A 15971-nucleotide genomic window follows, 5' to 3' on the forward strand; every position below is an offset into this window, starting at 1 on the left:
GCTGAGGTAGCGGACAGGTCGTGTCCGCTACCTCAGGCGGCTTCTCGTCGTGCGGCTCGTTGACGGCGGAACCAGATCGCGAGAGCGATGCACGGGATCAGCAGTCCGCCGATGCCCAGGGCGAGGAAGTCCCATTCCGCTCCGATGTGGTCGACGAGCCAGCCGAAGTTCTGGCCGAAGAAGCCGGTGACGAAGGTCAGCGGGAGGAAGACCGTGGCCAGGATCGTGAGCTGTTCGATCGTCGCGTTCTGCCGGACGCTGACCTTGGTCTGCTCGACACCGATCACCGCCATGTTCGCCTCCAGGACGGTGGCAAGCAGGTCACGTTGAGCGGCGACCTCCTCGTTCACCAGGACGAGGTGGTCGTGCACGTCCCGGAAGTACGGCAGCAGGGCGGTGTCGCGGGCACCGCGCTCCAAGGTGGCTAGCACTGCTAGCAGCGGATGTACGGCGCGGTAGAAGTCGGTCACCTCGCGGCGCAGGAAATAGATCCGCTCGGTCGGGGCCACCGAACCGGCGAACACCGTCCGCTCGACCTCCTCGATGTCCCGCTCCAGTTCCGCGACGACCGGGCCGTAGCCGTCGACGACCTGGTCGAGGATCGCCCAGAGCACCGAACTCGTGCCGCACTCCAGTAGCTCTGGCCGCTGCTCGAGCCGGATCCGCGCGCCGTGCAGGTCACTGGCCACCCCCTGACGGACGGTGATCACGAACGCCGGCCCGACGAAGACGCTGACCTCGCCGAAGTCCACTTCCTCGCGCTCGTCGTCGTACCGGGCGGTGCGAAGAATGACGAGGCGGATGTCGCCCTCGTACGGCTCGACCTTGGGGCGGAGGTGGAACGTTTGCGCATCCTCGACGGCCAGCTCGTGCAGGCCGAAACTCTCCCGGACCTCGGTGAGTTCCTCGGCCGTGGGCTCGTACATCCCCAGCCAGACGAACCCGCCGGCCCGGCAACTCGCGGCGGCGTCCGCGACCGACATCGCCTCGACGTGCTGGCGTTTTCCGTCCCGGTAGTAAGCGCAGTCGATGATCATGGTGACCTCCTCCCCTGATCGTCACCATTTCAGCCGCCGAGACAAGAGTGGCCCGGCCGCCGACGGTCGACAAGGATGAAGGCATGGGACTACCAGTCGTACTGATGCCAGGACCGATGCACGAAGCCGTCGCCCCCGGGCTGGACGGTCACTGCGAGCTGATCCGGCTCTGGGAAGAGAGCGACCCCGACGCCGTACTCGCGGCCCGCCAGGACGAGATCGTCGCCGTCGCCACGGGCGGTACGGCGATCGACGGCCCGTACCTCGACCGCCTGCCCGCGGTCCGCCTGGTCGCCAGCTTCGGCGTCGGCTACGACCGGATCGACGCGACCGCCGCCGCAGAGCGTGGCGTCATCGTCACCAACACCCCCGGCGTCCTGGACGACGAGGTCGCCGACACCGCACTCGGTCTGCTGCTGATGACGGTCCGCGAACTGGGGCAGGCCGAGCGCTACCTCCGCGACGGCAAGTGGGACGGCGGCGGCCCGTACCCGTTGACCCGCGCAACCATGCACGGCCGCCGGATGGGCATCCTCGGCCTCGGCCGCATCGGCCAGGCGATCGCCGACCGCGTCCAGCCCTTCGGCATCACCGTTGCCTACCACAACCGCAGCCCGAAGGACGTCTCGTACCAGTACTACCCGTCGCTGGTCGAGATGGCCGCCGACGTCGACGTACTGATGATCGTCATCCCCGGCGGCGACACCACCCGCCACCTCGTCAACGCCGAAGTACTGAAGGCGCTAGGCCCCGACGGCATCGTCATCAACGTCGCCCGCGGCACTGTCGTCGACGAACAGGCTCTGGTCGACGCCCTCCGCACGAACACCATCCACGCCGCCGGCCTGGACGTCTTCGAACACGAGCCCAAGGTCCACCCCGACCTCCTCACCCTCCCCAACACCGTCCTCCTCCCCCACGTAGGTTCCGCCACCATCCCCACCCGCACCGCCATGGCCAACCTGGTAGTCCAAAACCTCACCACCTACCTAACCAAAGGCACCCCCGTAACCCCCGTCCCCGAATCCACCGCCCTACTCCCCTAAGCGTGCGTGCCGACCCTGGTTCGGGTCGGAGTAAGCGGCAAGGTCGACAGGTAGAGCACCAGCGAGACGCTGTACGCACAGACCCGTTCACGCTCAGGTGCACTACCCAGCCGACCGACACATCCTGTCGAGCGCGCAGCCCACACCAGCCCCGGCACCGCCGCGGCGGTTGGTCTGGTGGAGGGTGGGTTGTTATGTACGAGGTTGTTGTTCCGTTGACGGTTCGTGACCTGACGGAGGCGGACCTGCCCCGGTTGGGGGAACCACCCACGAAGGTTGTTGCTATGCGCAAGGAGCTGGAGCGGGTTCAACTCGGCGAGGCTGACTATCTGGCGGTGTGTGGGCCTTCGGGGGTGCCGGTGGGGTTTGGGGCGGTTGACTATATGAAGCCGGTGGGTGGGGCGACGTTGAATCAACTGTCGGTTGTGGAGGCGTTTCAGTCGTGTGGGATCGGGACGGTTCTCATTCATGCGCTGGAGGAGCGGATCCGCGCGCGAGGGATGCCATTTGCCGAGTTGGGTGTGGATGATGCGAGTACGCGGGCGCAGGGGTTGTACGAGCGGCTTGGGTACGTCGTCAGCGGGAGTGAGGTCGGCTCGTGGGACGTGGACGCGCCGGACGGATCCGTCACGCGCTACGAAACGACCATCACGCTGCTGCGCAAACAGCTGTAGTCACGGCGTGGTCGGGGGCGTAGGCGGGAGCTCGTCGTACCCGACATACGTACCGAGGATCCGCTCCGCGTACGTGCCGGGAACTTGGATGGTCACCCACCGACGCGGGAGCTGGGCTAGAAAAAGCACAGGCCTACCGTCCCACAGCGTTGTTAAGGTTCCTGAATGCCTGACCTGTTGCCGCGCGCGACGCCCACCGCGTCGGGCGTTTCGGCCCGTTCGATCGTCGAGTTGCTGGACAAGCTCGAAGCGCAATCCGTCGAGTGTCACTCGATCATGGTCGTACGCCGCGGTCACGTCGTCGCGGAAGGCTGGTGGGCGCCGTACTCGGCCGACCGCCCGCACCTGCTCTACTCGCTGACCAAGTCGTTCACCTCGATCGCTGTCGGGCTCGCGATCGCCGACGGGCTGCTTTCGCTGGACGATCGGCTGGTCGACGTGTTGCCCGACCACGTTCCCGCGGACGTCTCGGAGCAGGGCCGCCGGATCACCGTTCACCACCTGCTGTCCATGACGGCCGGCCACGCCGAAGACAGCCTCGCAGAGGCCTGGCGACTCGAACCGAGCGATCTGGTGAAGGGCTTCCTCCGTACGCCGTTCGCCGAGCCGGAGGGATCCAAGCACACCTACGACAACTCGACCACGTTCATCCTGGCCCGGATGGTGGAACGGGTGACGGGCCGCGGCCTCCCGGAACTGCTCGACGAGCGCATCTTCCAGCCGATGGGCATCGACCACGCGGAATGGGACCGGGTGGCGAGCGGCGCCGCGTTCGGATTCCACGGACTGCACCTCACCACCGAGGCCATCGCCGCCTTCGGCGAACTGCTGCTCCGCGGCGGCCTCTGGCGCGACCGCCAACTCGTCCCACGCGAATGGGTGCGGCTCGCGACCAGCCGGCACATCGAGACCCTGCAATTGGCGGACGGCTCGCTCGACGCCGACTCGACCGCCGGATACGGGTACCAGTTCTGGATGTCGCGTGACGGGTACCGCGGCTACGGCTCCTTCGAGCAGCTGTGCATGGTCTATCCCGAGCAGGATCTGGTCGTCGCCGTGACGGCCGGCGATGGCCCGTCAGGGGTAACGCCCAACGCCGTTCGGGAGTGTCTGCTGCCCGGCCTGGATGACGCCGGAAGCACCCGGGACGACGAGATCCTCGCCGATCGGCTGCGCCAGTTGTCGTTTGCGCCCGTGCCGGGTTCGGCCGCACCGCAGCGTTCGGTCACGGCGAGCCTCGACGGGTCCGCCGCGGACTCGCCGCTGCCCGACGGAACAGCCGTGACCGTCGATCCCGTGGACGGTGGATGGCGCCTGCGACTCGGGCCTCTCGACTTCGAGGTCGGTCACGGCGAATGGCGGGAGAGCTCGCCGCTCGGCCGTCCTGTGGTCGCGACCGGCGCCTGGCAGGACGACACGTTCGTCGCCGAGCTGTTCGTCATCACCACCCCACACCGGGTCCGCCTGGTAGTAGAAGCGGGGACCGCGGTCGCGACCTGGAACACCGTGCCCCTGACCGGTCCCAACCTGGTGCTGCATGTGCAGTCGCCATTGATGACCCGGCCCGACGTCTCCTAGCGGGTCAGGAAGGTCTCTTCCGTGAGGCGGGCGAGCTTGGCCGGATTCCGTACGGCGTAGAGCCCGGCGATCTTGCCGTCTTCCACGTGGAGCACGGTGACGGTGTCCACCTCGTCCGTGAAGCGGAGGATCAACGCTGGCTGCCCGTTGATCTGGGTGATCTCGAGGGAACCCTCGGCGAGGCGTTCTACAGCCAGCGCGAGGAGACGGGCGACCTTCTCGGCGCCGACGACCGGCCGCGGGAGGGCCTGGACCACGCCGCCGCCGTCGCCCAGGAAGACCACGTCCGGGGCGAGGATGTCGACCAGGCCCTGGATGTCTCCGGTGTTCACGGCGCGCTGGAACGCCTCCAGGGCGTCGCGGGTCTCGTGGGCGGAGACGACGCCGCGCGGGCGGCGAGCGGCCACGTGGGAGCGGGCTCGGTGGGCGACCTGGCGGACGGCCTCGGGGGTCTTGTCGACGGCCTTGGCGATCTCGTCGTAGTCGAGGCCGAACACCTCGCGGAGGACGAACACGGCGCGTTCGGTCGGCTTGAGCGTCTCGAGGACGAGCAGCATCGCCATCGAGACGCTGTCCGCGAGTTCGACGTCCTCGGCGACGTCCGGCGCGGTGAGCAGCGGCTCGGGAAGCCACGGGCCGACGTACGACTCCTTGCGGCGGCCGAGGGTGCGGAGGCGTTGGAGGGCCTGGCGGCTGGCGATCCGGACCAGGTACGCGCGGTGGTCCTGGACCGTGTCGAGCTCCACCTTGACCCAGCGCAGCCAGGTCTCCTGCAGTACGTCCTCGGCGTCCGCGGCGGAGCCGAGGAGTTCGTAGGCGACGGTGAACAGGAGGTTGCGATGGGCAACGAAGGCCTCGGTGGCCCGGTCCGTACCGGTCATGAGCTGGTCTCCTCGTACGCGCGTGTGTCACCCACCAGATGCCGCTCGGCCGGATTCTGTGACATCTCTGGCGGTATGGCGCTCGTCACGTCCGCAGATCGTCACGGGAGTCGCACCGGCGGCATCTCGTGTTCATCCAGTAGATCCCATAGTGAGGACCACGACGATGGAACCCCGTATCGACCTGATGCAGAACGAATTCGGCGGCAAGCTCGCGAAGCGGCTGTTCGCGGTCCATGCACTGCTGCAGCAGACCGGCCTGCCGACAGCGACCCAGAACCTGGTGATGCTCCGAGCCAGCCAGATCAACGGCTGCGGACACTGCATCGACATCCACTCGAAGGAGGCTGCGGCCGAGGGTGAGACCACGACTCGCCTGAACCTGGTCGCGGGCTGGCGTCACTCGACGGTGTTCACCGAGGAGGAGCAGGCCGCGCTGGCGATGACCGAGGAGGCGACCCGGCTCGCCGACGCGTCCGAGGGCGTCTCGGACGAGACGTGGGCCCGCGCAGCGAAGTACTACGACGAGAACCAGCTGATCGGGCTGGTCACGCTGATCGCCATGATCAACGCGACCAACCGGATGGCCGTCACCCTCAACCAGCTCGGCGGCTCCTACGAGCCCGGCCTGATGGCGGCCGCTGTCAACAGCTGATCTACTCCGCCGCGGCGGCCGCGGCCGGAAGGTCCCAGATGCGCTCGGTCTCCCAGGCGTATTCCCAGGCCTGGATGTCGGGAGGCTCGATGCCCATGCCGGTCAGGATGGCGCAGACCTGTTCGCGGTGGTGGTTGGCGTGGTTGATCGCCTGGGCGACGAAGATGCCGGCGCGGGTGCCGCGGGTGTTGTCGTCGACGATGATCACGCGCTCGACGTCGAACGGCTGCGTCAGGAACACCTCCCACAGCGCACCCAGGTCGGCATTCCAGCGACCGAGCGTTTCCAGGTCGGTTGCCGGTTCGCCGTCGACGAAGTCGATCGGCCGGTCGACGATCCGGCGCAGGTAGCTACCGTCGCAGCGGACGATGTGGTCGAGGGTCGCGAGAATGCCGCCGTACGTACCGACGCCGGTGATCTCGAGCTGCTCAGCGGTGAGGTTCTGGGCGAGGCAGAACCTGATCAGGCTCCCAGTGGCCCAGTTGTTGTGCCGGATCGGGTCGTACAGCACGTCGTTGAGTCCCATACCGAACCAAGGTAGCCGCGCGACGCTCCCCGGGGACACCTAATTTCCCCGGGGAGGCCGGGGTCAGCTCGCGGCGATGTTGACCATCCAGTTGATGCCGAACCTGTCGGTGACCATGCCGAACTCGTCGCCCCACATCTGCTTCTCCAGCGGGACCGTCACCTTGCCGCCGTCGGCGGACAGCTTCTCGTAGTAGCCGCGCAGCTCGTCGCCTTCGCCGCTGAGGCTGATCGCGATGTTCTCGCCCGGGTTGTACGGCATGCCCTGCGGCGTGTCGGCTGCCATCAGGGTGAACCCGCTCGGGGTCTCCAACTGGCTGTGCATCAGCTTCTCGTCGTCGTCCGGTCCGTGGCCGGCGCCGAACTCCTTGAAGGTGTTCGAGGACAGATCTCCGCCGAAGACCCCCTGGTAGAACTCCATCGCCGCGCGTGCGTCGCCGTCGAACTGGATGTACGGATTGAGCCGAGATGCCATCGAACTGTCCTTCCCCCAAACGGCCAGACCCTCTGGCCCGGCGCCCATGTCCCGCACAGTAGACCCGGCCGCCGACAGTTCGCGACCCCTTGAAACCCTCTGTCCAGTTAAGGTCTGGGCATGTTGCTGCGACACATCACGATCGATGCCGGAGACCCCTACAAGCTCGCGCAGTTCTGGAGTACCGTGACCGGCTGGCCGGTGGCCGACGGAGACGTGCCGGGAGACGACGAAGTACTGATCCAGGCGCCGGCGCCGGCTCCCGGGCTGCTGTTCATCGCGGTCCCGGAAGGAAAGGCCGTGAAGAACCGGGTGCACCTCGACTGGGGCCCGACGGAGCGTACGCGGGACCAGGAGGTCGAGCGGATCCTGACGCTCGGCGGCACGATCCACGAGGACCACCGGGTCCCGGACGGACGCGGCTGGGTCACGATGAAGGACCTCGAGGGCAACGAGTTCTGCGTCGAACGCAGCGAGGCGGAGCGCGCGGGCTGAGCTTCTCCGCGCAGTACGTCGCGTGATCGAACGCCCACGTCCCGTCACCCGCGATCACGGGGGATGGCCTGAATCTATTCAGGGTTTGGGTCTTCGGGGATCCTGGTCTGGGGAACCGGGGGGTTCGCTCCGGGGTGTTGGGGGGTAGGAGCATGCAGCGAAATCGGGGGTCACCGCGTCATGTCTATGTAGGGACAAGACGACGGAGGCTGGGGGGCGTCGGGATGTTGCAGCAGGTGGGGGAACAACCAGGTCATGCGCATCACAGGAAACCGTCCGCGGTGCGGGCGTTCCTGGGGTCGGTCGTCGCGATCGTCGTGACGCTGCTCGTGGTGGCGTTGCTCGGCGGCGTGCTCGTCGTACTCGATCCGCGGTCGACGAGCGCCGACACCACGGTCGGCGGGTCGTACAGCGTCCCGTCGAGCGGGCCGGGGCGCTACGGATCGGGCACGCTCGGCCCGTGGCAGAAGCTGATCCACCGGATCAGTCCCGAGGACCAGATCCGCGAGGTGCTCGCGTTCGACGGGGTCTTCATGTTCGGCGACAGCATCGCCGTCCAGGACAGCGCCGCGCTCGAGCGGTTGCTGGCGGATCGCACTGGCGACTCGATCGCCTTCCACGACTGGTCCGGGCAGTCGGCGTCGGCGGCGGTCGACGCCCTCGAAGAGTGGTCGCGTAGCTACGGTCTGCCGCGGCGGATCGTGATGGCGGCCGGTACGAACGACATCTTCGACCCGCCCGCGTTCGCGGCACAGGTCGAGCGCGCGCTGCGGATCGCCGGCCCGGACCGGACGGTGTACTGGGTGAACGTGTACGTGAGCCGCACCAAGCAGCCGGCCGCCGTACGGGAAGCCGATCTCGCCAACAGCGCATGGATCAACCAGCAACTGCAGGACGCGGCGTTCCGGCACCCGAACCTGCGGATCATCGACTGGTCCGGGTTCCTCACGTCCCAGCCGAGCCGCCCGGCGCAGTACCTGCGCGACGGCGTCCACACGAGTCAGCCGATCGGCGGAGCCGCCCGCAACGAACTGATCGCGGACGCCGTCCGAAATCGCTGACCGGCGTGCCAACCTCGGGGCCGGCTTCCGCGTGAACAGAGCTGAGGAGGTAGGCATGTTCATCAAACGCTGGTCGGCCTCGGCCGCCGTCATCGTGGTCCTGACCGCGTTCCTCCTGGCGCTGCTGCATCTCGAAGCGCCGACCGCGCACGCGAAGGCCACGGCACCGGTCGTCAGCTCGGGCGCCTACGGATCCGGCGCGCTCGGATCCTGGCAGGCGAACACCCGCGTGATCTCGAGCAGCGCGGAGGTCCGCCACGTCGTCGCGTCCGACGGCGTGGTGCTCTTCGGAGACAGCATCGCCGTACAGGACGGCGCAGCCCTCGGCCGGCTCCTCGGGCACCAACTGGGTACGTCGTTCGCGCAGTACAGCTGGGCCGGCCAGCCGACGTCCGCCGCGGTCGACGCGATGGCGGCCTGGGCCCGCGAGTACGGCCTCCCGCGGCGGATCGTGATGGCGGTCGGATCCAACGACATCTTCGACCCGCCGGCGTTCGCGGCACAGGTCGAGCGCGCGCTCCGGATCGCCGGCCCGCAACGAACCGTGTACTGGGTCGACGTACAGGTCTCCCGGACCGACGAGCCGACCGCGGTCCAGGTCGCCGATCAACGCAACAGCGAGTGGATCGACCTGCAACTGGCGCAGGCAGCACTACAGCATCCGAACCTGCGGATCGTCCGGTGGGCCGAGTTCCTCGCGGCACATCCCGAGAGGTTGCACACCGACCTGCGTGACGGCCGACACACCACCGTACCGGCCGGCCAGAACGCGCGGAACGCCCTGATTCTGCAGGCGATCCGGCCCGACTGACGCTGCCCTTCCGGGCAACCGGAACCGAAGTCGCCGATCCGCGCAACTTTTCGGACCACTCACGGCATCTATGAGGTAGAGGAAACAATTTGACCTCGGGGGGAACCGATGGCGACGTACCTGACAGGAGCTGACCGGCAGAACTGATGCCGGGTGCAACCTTCGACCACTCGCTCCGCGTTTCTGAAGTACTCACCGACACAACCACTCGACTCTGTCACCGGGATCGCCCTCCCCGAATTCAGGTCTAGGCCAGAATAGTCATGCCCTCGGGCATGTGGGGAGGACCAACGATGCCTGCGAGACATCTGCGCACGTCCAGTACGACGCTACGACTCACGATCGCGTTGCTCGCCAGCGTCGCCGTACTGGGTGCCGTACTGATGATCCCGTGGGGCGGCTCCGAGCCGGAGGCCGCGCCGGATCCGACCACGAGCCACACGCCCGAGCCGCCGACCCCACCACCTGCGCCGGCGCGGCAGAACGTCTACACGTGCCCGGCGTACAGCGGGATCGACCGCGCGAACCCGGTGGCCAACCTCTACAAGGACACCTTCAAATGGGGTACGACGCCGCCGACCAAGGTCGGTGACGGCAAGGGGAACATCAACTGGCGGATGAACCCGGCCAACAACCCCAGCTGGTACATGTGGCTGCACTCGCTTCGTTGGCTGGGGCAAGGAATCACCGCCGCCGCGGCCGGTGACAAGGCCGCGCTGCAGCGGGTCAGCACGATCACGCACGACTGGGTCAAGGACAACCCGTACTCGTGGAAGTCCGACGTCGGCGCCTACGAGTCGACGATGCACCGCACCAACGTCCTGATCTGCCTGCGGCAGGCGGTGCTGTCGGGGCTGCACGTGGCGCAACTGCCGTTGACGTACGCATGGCTGGACAAGGCGCTGATGGAGCACGCGTGGTTCCTGCAGAAGAACTACAGCGGCGACTGGAACCACGGCACCGACGAGAGCCTGGCGTTGTTCGGGATCGGGTGCACGCTGCAGCGCAACGATCTGAAGACGATCGCATCCGACCGGCTGACGAGTGCGATCAAGACGTCGATCGACACGCAGGGTTCGACCAACGAGCAGTCGACGGCGTACGCGCAGTTCAACTACGTGCTCTGGGGACGGGCGATCGACGTACTGCGTAAGTGCGGCGTCGACCCCGGTACGACGATCACCGCGCGCCGGCGGGAACTCGCGAAGTGGCTCGCGCTGGCGACCAACTCGCTCGGGAACCTCCCGCAACTCGGCGACTCCGAGGTGGTGCGCACGGTGCCCGTCGCCGGGACGGTCCTCGAGTACGCCGGTACGCTCGGCGCCCACGGGATCCGGCCGACACAGCGGATCGGGATCTTCGACGCCGGGTACATCTTCGGACGGACCGGTTGGGGCGAGAAGCGGCCGTTCACGCAGGAATCGACGTACAGCATCAGGTTCGGGCCGTCGCAGAAACTGCACGGACACAACGACCACACGTCGATCACGTACACCTCGCGCGGGCGGGACATCCTGATCGACGGCGGGCACGCCGGGTACAAGGTGGACGACTGGCGGTTCTGGGCGAAGAGTCAGTTCGCGCACAACGAGATGGTCGTGAAGTCGGCGACCGGGCACCCGGAGACCAAGCTGGTGCGGTCGTCGATCAAGGCGACGTCGGAGTTCTACGAGCTGCACGACTCGCCGGGGGCCGGGATCGACCGGACGCGGGACGTGCTGGTGCTGAAGGATCCCGACCTGATGGTGGTGCTGGATCGCGGTTCGTCGGCTGCGGAGCAGGAGTACTCGACGCTGTGGCATCTGCCGGACGACCAGAAGGTGGTTGTCAGCGGCAACGACCGGGCGGTGGCCGCGCGGCCGGGTGACAAGGTGAAGACGACGCTGCTGCAGATCCCGTTCCAGGAGGAGACGACGCCGATCGAGGTGACGACCGGTCAGCAGGACCCGATCCAGGGCTGGCACTACACGACGATCGACAAGCGCCTGCCGTCGCCGGTGGTGAAGTTCAACCGGTCCGGGCAGAACGCGAGCATCCTGTCCGTGATCGCGCCGACCCGCACCAACGCCACGGTGTCGTACACAACGTCGATGCAGGGCTCGCGGATGATCGTGAACCTGACCGTCGACGGCGTGACCACCGTGATCGGCATCGCAGCGGACGGGACGATGCAGCGGATCAAGTGAGTTCGCGGACCGCCAGCACTACACAATTGCCGTCTGCGGCACGCGCTGAGCGTGAGCCGCGGTCGCCGGTGCGCATTGTGTAGTGCTGGCGGTCCGCTTCAGGCTTTGGGGCCTACCGGCTTCCAGTCGCTGGGCGGGTCCTCGCCGACGCGGCCGTCGACGGCCTCGCGGATCAGGTCGGCGTGGCCCGTGTGGCGGCCGTACTCCTCTATCAGGTCGCAGACCAGGCGGCGGAGGCTGGCGTGCCGCCCGTCCGGCCAGGTGATGTCGGCCGGCTGGTCGAGCCCGCCGTCAGCGATCGCCGCCGTCAGCGTCTCCCGGGATCGCGCGACCGCGCCGTCCCACAGCGCGTACAGCTCGGCCGGCGTGTTGTCGACCGCGGAGTTGAACTCCCAGTCGTTGTCGTCCCGCCAGCCGTTCTCGAGCCACGGCCCGCTCATCGGCTTGCCCCGGAACTTCACGTCGAACATGTAGTCCTCGTTCGCGGCGAGATGCTTCATCAACCCGCCGAGCGTGATCGACGACGCCCCGATCCGGGTGTTCAGCCCGTCCGCGTCGAGCTCGTCGACCTTGTACCGGAACGTCGTCCGCAACCGGTCCAGTGCCCCGACCAGATGCTCGACATCACTCCCCGCCAACGGCGGCTCCCACCACGGCGACACCCACGCGCTTTCACTCATGGCAGCACGGTAGATCCGATTCCGGACGCTCCCCTTCCGGAACCTGCAATACTCGCCCGCATGCAGCGATACGCGGGCGTGATCGCAAGGTACGACGGGATGGTCGCGGTGGTCCGGGAGCGGTACGAGGCCTGGGACGCGCCGTACTGGAACCTGCCGAGCGGGGCCGTCGAGGACGGTGAGACTCCGGCGGACGGCGCGGTGCGCGAGCTGCGCGAAGAGTCGGGACTGGTTGCCGCGGCGGGAGATCTCGAGCTGGTGTGGACGACGCGGACGACAGCTGACGGTCGCGTGACGTCGCGGTCGTGGAACTACGTCGTGGACGTAAGCGATCCCGCGTTCGCGGTCGACGATCCGGACGGTTCGGTGATGGAGGTTCAGTGGGTCCCGGTCGAGGACGCCGTACTGCGGCTGAGCAAGATGCCGTACCCGCCGATCGCCGTACCCGCGGTCGACTACCTGGCGTACGGCATCCGCGGGCGGGACTGGGGATTCACTTTGTACGGGGAGACGTGGAGCTGGGATCAGTGAGCCAGCCAGTGCGCTCGTAGACGTTGCGGTCGCCGAGCCAGTCGCGGTATTCGTCGTACGACGTGGCGCCGCCGTCGAGGACCGCCTGGTATAGCCAGTAGCCGTATGCACGCTCGCCTCGGGTCGCGGCCTCCTCTTTGATCGCGAGGATCGTGTCGCGGCTGGCCGGGGTCAGAAGTTGTTGGAGTGCGGCGGTCAGCGGTCCGCCGCCTAGGGCCTCGGGGCCGAACACCCACATGTCGACGGTCCACATGTCGTCGGGCGTTTCGTATTCGAGCTTCCAGTACTGCCCCTGCTCGTGGCGGTCGCGCGCGTCGAGATACGTGATCCGGCGTACCTGTGGGAGCTCCGCCAGGACGCTCATCACGGCGAACCCGTCCGCGACGCGGGGCTCCTCGGAGCGGATCTCCAGATCGATGTCCGGGGCCACGACGAGCTCGATCCCGACCGAGCCGACGACGGTCACCTCGCCGTACGCACTCCATCGCTGGATCAGGTCGAGGTCCCGCATCAGCTCGTGCGCCGTGTGCAGGCGGGCGTCGGCGCGGGCGGCGCGCTCTTGGGCTTGGGCTTGGGCGTTCATAGGGTCCGGCGTACGACGACGTTGCGTTTGGCCGACGTACGGTCCTCGGCGTACGTCGTGAAGCCCGCGGCGAGGAATGTGCTGAGTACGCCACGGCCGGGATCACCGGGCATCGCCTTCACCGGGTAGGCCTCGACGATCCGCGCACCCGAGCTTCGCGCGTACTCGACGGCCGCGTCGACCATCGGGGACGTCAGCCCTCGCCCACGGTACCCAGCCTTCACGAACAGGCAGTTGATCGCCCAGATCGTCTCGTCGTCCGGCTCGTCGATCGGCAGTGTCCGCGAGTGCACGATCGCGTAGTACTCCGTCCGCGGGGCTACGGCGCACCAGATCGCTGGGCGATGGTCGACGTACCCGATGAGCCCGACCGGGACACCAGCCTCCACGAAACCCTCAAGTGCGGCGCGGTTCTCGGCGCTCCCGTTCGCGGCGACGGATGACGCGGGCAGCCGGCGGGCCATGCACCAGCAGCCCCGCGTCCCACCACTCGGCCCGAACAGCTCGACCAGGTCGTCCCACCGCGCCTCGTCAACCGGGTGCGCTTCCATCGGGGCATTCAACCACGCACCGCGGGCCTGGTTGACTGGTTTGCAGACGTGCTGTCGGATCGGGGACCCGCCGTTCGTAGCAGGGGTGAGCGGCGGCCGCAGGAGGTCGTCGAGACAAGGAGCGATGAGATGCCGCGATACCTGATCTCGTTCGAGAAGGGCGCGATGGACCACATCCCCGAGGAGGACTTCCCCGAGGTGGGCAAGGCCTCTCACGCGGTGTGTCAGGAGGCGAAGGACGCCGGCGTGTTCCGGTTCGGCGGCGGATTGAGCTACGACGACGGCGACGTGGAGCACGCGGTGGTCGGCACCGACGGGCTGGTGACCGACGGCCCGTACCCGGAGAGCAAGGAACTCGTCGGCGGCATGATGGTCGTCGACGTCCCAACCCGCGAAGAGGCCCTCACCTGGGCCAGAAAGATCGCGGCGGCCTGCCGCTGCCCCCAAGACGTCCGCAAATTCATGTACGACCCCGATCTCGTGGAGTGAGGTCCGGTTCGTGCGGGATCGCGGGGCGCGCAGGGCGGCTAGGGTGGCGGCGATGAAGAGCGAGCTCGAATCCGTTGCCTGGCCGCCCGATCCGATCAAGACCGAGCGCCTCGTGTTGCGCGAGCCCGAGGCGCGCGATCGTACGGCGATCATCGAGCTGCTCGCCTCTCCCGAGGTCGGCACGTACATCGGCGGCGCGCAGTCCCGCGACGACCTCGAGCGCACAATGCCGGAAGTACCACGCCGCCGTACCGGCCTGTTCGTCGTCGCCCTCGACGGAGCGACGATCGGCACCGTCACCCTCGACCAACGCGACCCGAACCACCCCGACCAGGTCCGCCCGGACCTCGCGGCAGTCGAACTCGGCTACCTCTTCCTCCCGTCCTCCTGGGGCCACGGCTACGCCACCGAAGCCTGCACCGCCGCACTCACCTGGTTCACCACCACCCACCCCGGCGAGCCAGTAGCCCTAACCACCCAGTCCGCCAACCACGCCTCCATGCGCCTCGCAACCAAACTCGGCTTCACCGAGACCCACCGCTACAACGCCTGGGACGCCGAACAATGGCTGGGCCTCTGGACCCCCACCAACTGAAACCCCAGGACGCGAGGACCCATGGAGATCAGTCCGCGGCTGACGCGCTGGATCAACCGCCAGTTCCCTGAGGGCAGTGCGGAGAGGGTGCTGTCGGAGCTTCGTGAGCTGCCCGAGCAGGTGATCGGCGAGCAGGACCCCGAACGAATTCAGGCTGCGCTCGTGATCCGCACGGCCGGCGACTGGTACCAGTTCCAGCAATACCTCGCCCTTGCCAAGTCGGACTGGAGAGACGCCTTGGTAGGTGCCGACCTGGCCAACGGAGATTGGCCATCGCGGCTCGACGCAGTGCTAGGAACTGATAAACCCTGTTAGCGCCAGGAGTCGCCAGGGGTTCGGGCGTAGCGCTGCCAGGTGTAGCGCCATGGGATGACGGCCACTACGACGACGATGAAGGAGCAGTTGAACAGGACGTCGCGTGCTTCGGTGCTCAGGTCGTTGGCGATCAGGTGCGGAACCGCGACCGTGCCGACCCAGATGACCTTCCAGGCCACCTCGAACAGCAGGATCGGCAGCATCCGCAGTGGATATCTGAGCCCGAGGAAGGCCAGCAACGACATGCCCGTCAGCAAACAGGCGACAACTCCTTCCATCACCGGCAGCGAACGAACGTCCTGAACCACAATCGGCCACTTGACGAGCGCCAGCCCCACCCCTATCAACGCGTACCCGAGCCGCATCACGTTCATCCGCCGGACAGTCAGCTCCTGATCGCGAGGTGCGCCGGGCGCTCGTACGCCCGGATCGCCGCGAACGGCGGTGTTCTCTCGTGCACTCATGACGTTCCCTTCTAGTGGTGGAGGCGGGTCAGCAGGCGCAGGCGCAGTCGATGCAACTGCGGCATCAGCCCGTAGATCACGATCGGTACGGCGATGGTCGCCAGAACGAACGTCCGCACGACCGGCGTCAGCGTGCCGAGCCAGTCGCCGAGAACGAGGTTGAGAGCGGTGAGGGTCGGGAACACGGCCAGCCAGATCATCAGGGCCAGCTGGTGCTTGGACGGCGGTCCAGGTGCGGCGTGCCGTGACGCCGGGATGGGCTTCGAACCGAGCGATGGTGTGGTCATGCTCCAAGGCTGGTGCTGAGTCGGAGGTTCGGCCACGAAGGTTGCTGTTTGT

General features: G+C 67.5%; 21 protein-coding genes. 12 read left to right on the plus strand and 9 right to left on the minus strand.

Translation table 11 applies throughout. The features are described 5' to 3' along the window. Positions 1-32: 32 nt before the first annotated feature. Positions 33-1037, minus strand: coding sequence for a magnesium and cobalt transport protein CorA (locus tag OHB24_RS08170; protein WP_327638342.1), 1005 nt, complete (start codon positions 1035-1037; stop codon positions 33-35). 83 nt (positions 1038-1120) lie between these two features. Here OHB24_RS08170 and OHB24_RS08175 point away from each other — a divergent pair, with 83 nt between their 5' ends. The 3 genes from OHB24_RS08175 (at position 1121) to OHB24_RS08185 (ending at position 4335) form a co-directional block, all read left to right on the plus strand. Then, positions 1121-2083, plus strand: coding sequence for a 2-hydroxyacid dehydrogenase (locus OHB24_RS08175; protein ID WP_327638343.1), 963 nt, complete (start codon positions 1121-1123; stop codon positions 2081-2083). A 284-nt stretch (positions 2084-2367) separates the two neighbouring features. Continuing rightward, positions 2368-2757: a GNAT family N-acetyltransferase gene (locus OHB24_RS08180; protein ID WP_327638344.1), complete on the plus strand. Its 390-nt coding sequence runs from the start codon at positions 2368-2370 to the stop codon at positions 2755-2757. 165 nt (positions 2758-2922) lie between these two features. Further along, positions 2923-4335 (plus strand): serine hydrolase domain-containing protein, encoded by a 1413-nt coding sequence (locus OHB24_RS08185; RefSeq protein WP_327638345.1) that lies wholly within the window; start codon positions 2923-2925, stop codon positions 4333-4335. On the opposite strand, the gene OHB24_RS08190 is transcribed toward OHB24_RS08185, so the two are convergent. Beyond that, entirely contained in the window at positions 4332-5216 is an 885-nt protein-coding gene (locus OHB24_RS08190; protein ID WP_327638346.1) for an RNA polymerase sigma-70 factor, read from the minus strand. The two genes, OHB24_RS08185 and OHB24_RS08190, sit on opposite strands and share 4 nt — an antisense overlap. Positions 5217-5382: 166 nt before the next feature. Between OHB24_RS08190 and OHB24_RS08195 the strand changes: the two genes are divergently transcribed. Then, the gene (locus tag OHB24_RS08195; RefSeq protein ID WP_327638347.1) at positions 5383-5871 is read left to right on the plus strand and encodes a carboxymuconolactone decarboxylase family protein; all 489 of its coding nucleotides are present in this window, start codon (positions 5383-5385) and stop codon (positions 5869-5871) included. Between the two features lies 1 nt (position 5872). Here OHB24_RS08195 and OHB24_RS08200 read toward each other — a convergent pair whose 3' ends face one another. Then, the gene (locus OHB24_RS08200; protein ID WP_327638348.1) at positions 5873-6397 is read right to left on the minus strand and encodes a DinB family protein; all 525 of its coding nucleotides are present in this window, start codon (positions 6395-6397) and stop codon (positions 5873-5875) included. A 63-nt stretch (positions 6398-6460) separates the two neighbouring features. Beyond that, a complete protein-coding gene (locus OHB24_RS08205; protein ID WP_327638349.1) occupies positions 6461-6871 on the minus strand; it encodes a VOC family protein in 411 nt (136 codons plus the stop codon). A 120-nt stretch (positions 6872-6991) separates the two neighbouring features. On the opposite strand from OHB24_RS08205, the gene OHB24_RS08210 reads away from it, so the two are divergent. The 4 genes from OHB24_RS08210 to OHB24_RS08225 all read left to right on the plus strand — a co-directional run bounded on the left by OHB24_RS08210 (position 6992) and on the right by OHB24_RS08225 (position 11424). Then, complete coding sequence (locus OHB24_RS08210; RefSeq protein WP_327638350.1) at positions 6992-7366, plus strand: VOC family protein; 375 nt, start codon at positions 6992-6994, stop codon at positions 7364-7366. 224 nt (positions 7367-7590) lie between these two features. Next, positions 7591-8427 (plus strand): GDSL-type esterase/lipase family protein, encoded by an 837-nt coding sequence (locus OHB24_RS08215; protein WP_327638351.1) that lies wholly within the window; start codon positions 7591-7593, stop codon positions 8425-8427. 55 nt (positions 8428-8482) lie between these two features. After that, the gene (locus OHB24_RS08220) at positions 8483-9238 is read left to right on the plus strand and encodes a hypothetical protein (protein ID WP_327638352.1); all 756 of its coding nucleotides are present in this window, start codon (positions 8483-8485) and stop codon (positions 9236-9238) included. 293 nt (positions 9239-9531) lie between these two features. Continuing rightward, positions 9532-11424: a heparinase II/III domain-containing protein gene (locus tag OHB24_RS08225; RefSeq protein WP_327638353.1), complete on the plus strand. Its 1893-nt coding sequence runs from the start codon at positions 9532-9534 to the stop codon at positions 11422-11424. Between the two features lie 98 nt (positions 11425-11522). Here the strand turns inward: OHB24_RS08225 and OHB24_RS08230 are convergent, their stop codons facing one another. Continuing rightward, a complete protein-coding gene (locus OHB24_RS08230; RefSeq protein ID WP_327638354.1) occupies positions 11523-12104 on the minus strand; it encodes a mycothiol transferase in 582 nt (193 codons plus the stop codon). A gap of 60 nt (positions 12105-12164) precedes the next feature. Between OHB24_RS08230 and OHB24_RS08235 the strand changes: the two genes are divergently transcribed. Further along, a complete protein-coding gene (locus OHB24_RS08235) occupies positions 12165-12635 on the plus strand; it encodes an NUDIX hydrolase (protein ID WP_327638357.1) in 471 nt (156 codons plus the stop codon). On the opposite strand, the gene OHB24_RS08240 is transcribed toward OHB24_RS08235, so the two are convergent. Next, entirely contained in the window at positions 12598-13218 is a 621-nt protein-coding gene (locus OHB24_RS08240) for a hypothetical protein (protein ID WP_327638358.1), read from the minus strand. The two genes, OHB24_RS08235 and OHB24_RS08240, sit on opposite strands and share 38 nt — an antisense overlap. Continuing rightward, complete coding sequence (locus OHB24_RS08245; RefSeq protein WP_327638359.1) at positions 13215-13769, minus strand: GNAT family N-acetyltransferase; 555 nt, start codon at positions 13767-13769, stop codon at positions 13215-13217. The genes OHB24_RS08240 and OHB24_RS08245 overlap by 4 nt, the downstream gene beginning before the upstream one ends. 129 nt (positions 13770-13898) lie before the next feature. Between OHB24_RS08245 and OHB24_RS08250 the strand changes: the two genes are divergently transcribed. From OHB24_RS08250 to OHB24_RS08260, 3 genes are read left to right on the plus strand one after another with little or no spacing between them, the layout of a single operon-like run. After that, complete coding sequence (locus OHB24_RS08250) at positions 13899-14258, plus strand: YciI family protein (protein ID WP_327638360.1); 360 nt, start codon at positions 13899-13901, stop codon at positions 14256-14258. A gap of 52 nt (positions 14259-14310) precedes the next feature. Then, entirely contained in the window at positions 14311-14853 is a 543-nt protein-coding gene (locus OHB24_RS08255; protein ID WP_327638361.1) for a GNAT family N-acetyltransferase, read from the plus strand. Between the two features lie 21 nt (positions 14854-14874). After that, positions 14875-15168 carry a hypothetical protein gene (locus tag OHB24_RS08260; protein WP_327638362.1) on the plus strand — a complete coding sequence of 98 codons (294 nt, stop codon included), beginning with the start codon at positions 14875-14877 and terminating at the stop codon, positions 15166-15168. Here the strand turns inward: OHB24_RS08260 and OHB24_RS08265 are convergent. After that, positions 15165-15632 carry a hypothetical protein gene (locus OHB24_RS08265; RefSeq protein WP_327638363.1) on the minus strand — a complete coding sequence of 156 codons (468 nt, stop codon included), beginning with the start codon at positions 15630-15632 and terminating at the stop codon, positions 15165-15167. The two genes, OHB24_RS08260 and OHB24_RS08265, sit on opposite strands and share 4 nt — an antisense overlap. An 11-nt stretch (positions 15633-15643) precedes the next feature. After that, positions 15644-15919, minus strand: coding sequence for a hypothetical protein (locus OHB24_RS08270; protein ID WP_327638364.1), 276 nt, complete (start codon positions 15917-15919; stop codon positions 15644-15646). Positions 15920-15971 lie beyond the last annotated feature (52 nt).

The sequence above is a fragment of the Kribbella sp. NBC_00482 genome (assembly GCF_036013725.1).
Classification (GTDB): Bacteria; Actinomycetota; Actinomycetes; order Propionibacteriales; family Kribbellaceae; genus Kribbella.